Here is a 5,546-nt window from a genome sequence, read left to right as displayed (position 1 = left end):
GTTCGATGTGGTGCATGTACATCTGGCACGTGACCTCGTCACCCTGCCTGCCGCGCGCATCGTGCTCGCGGCGGGTGTGCCGTTGGTCGTTCAGACACACGGCATGATCGACCCGAGCGACAAGCTCCTCGCCCGGCCACTCGACCGCTTCTGGACGGTCCCGACCCTGCGTGCGGCCGCGGCGGTGCTGCACCTGACCGCGCGGGAGGCAGCCGACCTCACGGCCGTGGCCGGTCGGCAGCTACCGTTGCGGGAACTGCACAACGGTGTTCCGATCCCCCTCGTGGATCGGCCCGATGCCGGACCGGACGACGTACCCGAGGTGCTCTACCTGGCGCGGTTGCACCCGCGGAAGCGGCCGGAGCTGTTCGTGCGCATGGCCGCACGTCTGCACGAGGAGGGCATCGCGGCCCGGTTTCGGATGGTGGGCCCCGACGAGGGCTCGGCCGGTGCGGTCGAGCAGCTCATCGAAACCACGGGGGCACCGGTGCGCTGGGAGGGTGCGCTGGCACCGCAGCAGACGGCCGCACGCACGGCCCGGGCGAGCGTGTATGTGCTGGCTTCGGTCGATGAGCCGTACCCGATGAGCGTGCTCGAGGCGATGGCGCTCGGCTTGCCGGTTGTCGTCACCGATACCTGTGGGCTTGCTCCGCTGATCGAAGAGCACCGTTGCGGCATCGTGGTGCGCTCGGACGATCTGGACTCGCTCACCGCGGCGACGCGAGAGTTGCTGCAGCAACCCCAGCTTCGGCGTGAGATGGGCGAGTCGGGTGCGCGGTTGGCCCGCGGGCAGCTGTCGATGACCGGTGTGGCCGAACGGCTCGAGCAGGTCTATCGCCGAGCCTGTGCGGTGCGTGCCGATCAGGTGGAAAGTCGGCCATGATGCGAATTCTCGCTGCGGTTGTCGTGTGCGCAGCCGCGGTGCTGCAAGCCGGATGCACCCCGACAGCCGCCACCGACAGCCTGGCGACGGAGTTCGTGGACGCTGTGCCCCCACAGGTCTCCGGTGAAGTACTGCGTGAGCGCGGCGGCATTGTCACCGCAACGCCGATCCGTGAGTGGAGCGCGGCACTCGACGCCGACGCCGACCGCGGCTGGACGGTCACCTACCGCAGCGTGTCCGGTGTGGACGGCTCCGCCCGGGACGTCTCCGGTGTCGTGTTCGTCCCGAACGGTGAAGCCCCCGCCGGTGGCTGGCCCGTACTGAGTTACGGGCACGGCGCAACCGGGCTCGATCCGAGCTGCGGTACCTCCGAACACACGGATCTGCTCGGATACGACCTCGCCGTTGCCTCGCTGCTGCAGCTGGGATTCGTGGTGGCGATGACCGACTTTCAGGGGTGGGGTGCCGGCGGCGGTGCCACCGCGTATCTGGAACCGAAAACCGCCGCGTATAACATGATCGATGCCGTGCGTGCGGCCAGAGCGTTGGTGCACGAAGCCTCCGCGATCTGGTATGCGGTCGGGGCCTCCGAAGGCGGCCACGCGGCCTGGGCGGCGAATGAGTACGCCGCAACATACGGCGACGGGCTGGACTTCCGTGGCTCGGCATCTAGTGCACCGATGACCGACCTCACCGGCATGGTCGCCCTGGCGCAGTCGGGTTGGTTGTCGCACGAGCAGCAGATGTGGCTGCCGATGGTGTTGGCCGGACTGTCCAACTACCGGCCCGAACTGGACGTGCGCGATTACCTGCACGGGGCACTCGAGCGCGGCGAGTCGATGTGGTCGGCGTGTACCGGACCGCACGCCGACCAGCGCGAGCAGGTGCTCGAGTCGCTGACACGACGGGTAAACGTCGCGGGGGGGGTCCGGGGGGGGGGGTGTGTTGTGGGGGGGGGGTCTCCCGCCCCCCCCCCCCCCCGGGGGGGCGGTGGTCCCGGCGTCGCTCACAGCACGTGACACCGAACCGGTTTCGGATGCGGCCGCGACCCGGTTGAAGCAGGCCTTCGCATCGATCGCACTGCCACAGCGCCGGGCATCCGGGCCCATGTTGGTCATTACCGGTGCGGAGGATCAGAAGGTGAATGTCTCATGGGTACGTCAGGCAGTCCGGACCGGATGCCGGATCGGCGGCACAATCGAATTCATCGTGCGCCCAGACGAAGGGCACGGCACTCTCGTGGCAGGCCCGCAGATCGGCGCGTGGTTGCTGGATCGCCTGGCCGGGAAACCGGCACGCAATACGTGCTGATCCGCATAGCCCTCGTCCTGGCGGCCGCGCTGACGGTGGCGGCTGTGATCTTCGGTGTGCAGTCCACCGACCGCCGAATAGCCGCGGGCATTCAGCCCGCGGCAGACGGCGGCCACTCCCGGGGACTCGGCCCGGTGCCGAGCGATCACGGCGCGCCGCTGACGGTCGACTTCGCCGCGTTGCCCGACGGCCCGCTGCCCGTACAGATCGGCGGGCGCACGTTCCGTGCGGCCGCGATCACCAAGGACGCCATGCCGGTCGTCGAAGCTGGGCAGCTGGTCCATGCGCGCTCTACCGCCGACAACTCCGCCGGCTACGTGGAGTCGATTCTGGACGCGCCCGTGCAGCGGCTCGGTGTGACCGTGAGCTTCGTCGAGGGCGGGGGATCGGTCGCCCTGACGATGTGGGAGAACTCGCTGGTCGACTCGCTGGTTGGTCGGCAGGGGATGCCCAATGCCGGTGTTCAATTCATCATCGACAACACCCATTGGCAACTGACGGTGTGGGATGCGGCCGCGGGACACAGCGTCGTCCTCGCCACCGAGCCCCATGCCGGCGGGCCCGCCGGAACCCCACTCTCGTTCGAAGTCCGCCGCGACGGGGACACCGCCACCGTCGCGCTGTCCGACGGTGGTCGGCGCGTGATCACCGACCCGCGCATCGCCGCCTGGTCGGGCACCTCGGCGTGCTGGCAGCTCTACGAGTTCGATGCGGGTCGAGAGCCTGCCGCTCTCACCGCGATCTGGGCGGCGTAGCGACCTTACGGGGCGGCCGTAGGATGTCGGTGCGAGTGTTTTGTGAGGTTGGGTAACAAGGGGTTTTGGTGACGAGTTCGGGCGGGCTGGAGTGGCCCACTTGGGTGCTGGTGAAATTGCTGACCGGTTCGAGCGGGTTGTTGCACCTGTTGATCGCCGGTTCCGGTTCCTGACCGTCCCCACCCCCGGGGCGCGCTTTCGGTGGTCCAGCAACTCCCGAACGGCCGTGCGTGACCTGCGCCGCGCCACTGGCCTGACCCAGGCTGGGCTGGCGCAGCGGTCCGGTGTCGCTCAGTCCAACATCGCCGCCTATGAGAGTGGGACACGGCGGCCTTCGCCGACGATGTTGAGTCGGCTGCGGGACGCGGCCAAGCCGCGCCCCTCCCGCGGGGCCGCACCCGATCCGGGACGAGGCCAAGCCGCTGTGAGCGGCCGGGACGCCGGCGAACGCACAGCCAGGAGCCTGCGAGACTTCCTCGCCTTCAGCGAGATGGCGGCCAGAATCGTCAGCGGCGGCAAGTCCGCTTACGACTCCGACGAGATCACCAGGCTGGCGGCCGAGGCGGTGCTGCACCGATTGGGCGAATCGGTGGCCCGGCTGCCCGAGGAATTCATCGTCGCGCATCCCGAGGTTTCGTGGCGCGGGGTCAAGGCGACGAGGAATCTGGTCCCGCACAATTATGACGCCGTCGACCACAACATCCTCTGGAACCTCCTCGCGAACCGGCTGCCCAGCGAAACCGCAGCTGTCCGCGAGATTCTTGCCCAACTTGAATCTGCCGAAGGCTAGGCGCTCAGGTCAGTAGGCGTCGGGACTAAGGGGACGAGCCGCGGCAGTTGGTGATGTATCTGACGCGCGGGTGGAAGTGGCTCCGCATCGGCTGGAAACGACGGACGAAACACTCCAACGTGTCGCTGCCGCTTGTGGTTTCAATACTGTCGACACATTGACGCGGGCGTTTCGGCGACGGCTGGATACGACTCCGACGGAGTACCGCAACAGGTTTCGGATCGGCGGATGACGTCTCGTGTGATAGGCACAGAAGTGCTGTGAACTGTATCGACGGTTCGGGCCGGTAGGTCCGGAATTCGGCGAACGGTCGGGGGTGGCTGGGCTCGTAAGTCGTTGCCGGGTGGTCGACATGTCGTATCGACGCTGGTCGGGCGACGGCGGCTGAGCGTGTCGGCTCGGTTTCGGCTGTCTTGCCCCCATTTCATCGGTCTCCCGGGGGTCGTCCGGCCGCTGTTAGACATCTCGTATGGGCGGAACGTACTTCGCCGAAAATCTGAAAGATGAGGGGTTCACAATGAGCAAGATTCGTGTCTTCGGGGCGGCTGTGGCAGCGGCGGCGAGCATCGCGATGCTGGGCGCGGGAGTCGCGGCGGCCGCGGAGGAGCCGACCACCGGCTCGGCCGATGCGCTCCTGTCCGGGCTGACCACGGGCACGGCGGAGACCGAGGCGGTCGCCGAGGAGCCCGCCGGTTCGCTCGAGGGTCTGGATCTGGCCGCGCTGCTCGAGCTGCTGTCCAGTGGCTCGGGTGAAGCCGAAGCAGTCGCTGAGGAGCCGGCCAGTTCGGCCGAAGGTCTGGATCTGGCTGGGCTGCTGGAGCTGCTGAGCAGCGGCTCGGGTGAGGCTCCGGCCGAGTAGTACGGATGCGCGGGCGCTGAGTTTTCTTGCCGTTCACTTCAGGCGCGGCTTTAGTAATTCTCTCGTGATATAAATTCGGTGATACGTCTGAAGGAGAGAATGTGAACAACGCCATCATCGCCGATACCGGTTCCGCAACCGAACTGCTGGACATCGTCAACTTCCTGAGCCTGATGTCCTCGGCCTCGGGCAGCCTGCTGCTGGCCTGAGTCGGTCTTCACCGGCGCCCGTCGATTACTCGGCGGGCGCCGTTGCTGCGTGTGGGGGAAATCTGGCCGATAGTGCTCGGGACGGATTCCGGCGATAGTTTCCGCACGGCGATTGTTATGCGCGAAATTTCCAGGTGTGACGCAGGTCTACTGCCGGCGGAATATTCGCTGGTCGGTGAAAGTGGGCGAGGGTAATTAGACGCCGCACGTTTCACTTATGTTCATAGGCACGTATGTACCCGAACATCTGGTCTGCTAAACATATTCGCGCCAGCCGATTTCCGGTTCGGTGACAGAACTTCAGGAGATTATCAATGCGCAAGATGCGTACCCTCGGCATTGTCGCCATCGCGGCCGGCATCGTCTTCGGTGGCACGGGCGTCGCCTCGGCCGATGAGCCCGTTTCGGGCTCGGCCAACCTGGTTACCGGCCTGAGCAACCTGCTGACCACCGGTTCCGGTGAGACCAAGCCGCTGCCGACCACCGTTGCCGACGAGCCCGTTTCCGGCTCGGCCAACCTGGTCACCGGCCTGGCCAACCTGTTGAGCACCGGCTCGGGCGAGACCAAGCCGCTGCCGACCCCGTAATCGGTTACACGCGTGCGAAACCGCCGCGGTGAGTGCCACCTGGCATGGCGGGTTCACTCGGTCGGGGGGGGGGGGGGGGGAGGGCGGGGGGGGGGGGGGGGGAGTCGGGGTGGGTGGGTGTGTGGGGTGGGGGCGGGGGCGGCGGCCGAGAG

At 67.3% G+C, this 5,546-nt stretch carries 7 protein-coding genes; all 7 read left to right on the top strand.

Going from position 1 to position 5,546, the window contains the following annotated elements:
• On the top strand, nucleotides 1-883 hold an 883-nt coding region (locus ACFWPJ_RS23210; RefSeq protein WP_378854492.1), incomplete at its 5' end, for a glycosyltransferase.
• On the top strand, nucleotides 883-1,902 hold the full coding sequence (locus ACFWPJ_RS23205; protein WP_378854491.1) for a lipase family protein: 1,020 nt from the start codon (nucleotides 883-885) through the stop codon (nucleotides 1,900-1,902). The genes ACFWPJ_RS23210 and ACFWPJ_RS23205, both read left to right, overlap by 1 nt.
• Before the next feature lie 243 nt (nucleotides 1,903-2,145).
• Complete coding sequence (locus tag ACFWPJ_RS23200) at nucleotides 2,146-2,949, top strand: hypothetical protein (RefSeq protein ID WP_378854490.1); 804 nt, start codon at nucleotides 2,146-2,148, stop codon at nucleotides 2,947-2,949.
• A 100-nt stretch (nucleotides 2,950-3,049) separates the two neighbouring features.
• Nucleotides 3,050-3,739 (top strand): HepT-like ribonuclease domain-containing protein, encoded by a 690-nt coding sequence (locus ACFWPJ_RS23195; RefSeq protein ID WP_378854489.1) that lies wholly within the window; start codon nucleotides 3,050-3,052, stop codon nucleotides 3,737-3,739.
• A gap of 70 nt (nucleotides 3,740-3,809) precedes the next feature.
• Nucleotides 3,810-3,971: a helix-turn-helix domain-containing protein gene (locus tag ACFWPJ_RS23190; protein WP_378854488.1), complete on the top strand. Its 162-nt coding sequence runs from the start codon at nucleotides 3,810-3,812 to the stop codon at nucleotides 3,969-3,971.
• A gap of 285 nt (nucleotides 3,972-4,256) precedes the next feature.
• Complete coding sequence (locus ACFWPJ_RS23185) at nucleotides 4,257-4,598, top strand: hypothetical protein (RefSeq protein ID WP_378854487.1); 342 nt, start codon at nucleotides 4,257-4,259, stop codon at nucleotides 4,596-4,598.
• Nucleotides 4,599-5,121: 523 nt separating this feature from the next.
• Entirely contained in the window at nucleotides 5,122-5,394 is a 273-nt protein-coding gene (locus ACFWPJ_RS23180) for a hypothetical protein (RefSeq protein ID WP_378854486.1), read from the top strand.
• Nucleotides 5,395-5,546: the final 152 nt, after the last annotated feature.

It is taken from the genome of Nocardia sp. NPDC058497 (assembly GCF_042720195.1).
In the GTDB taxonomy this organism is placed as follows: domain Bacteria; phylum Actinomycetota; class Actinomycetes; order Mycobacteriales; family Mycobacteriaceae; genus Nocardia.
Note: the sequence above shows the minus strand (reverse complement) of the source record. Positions and strands in the feature narration are given on the sequence as shown.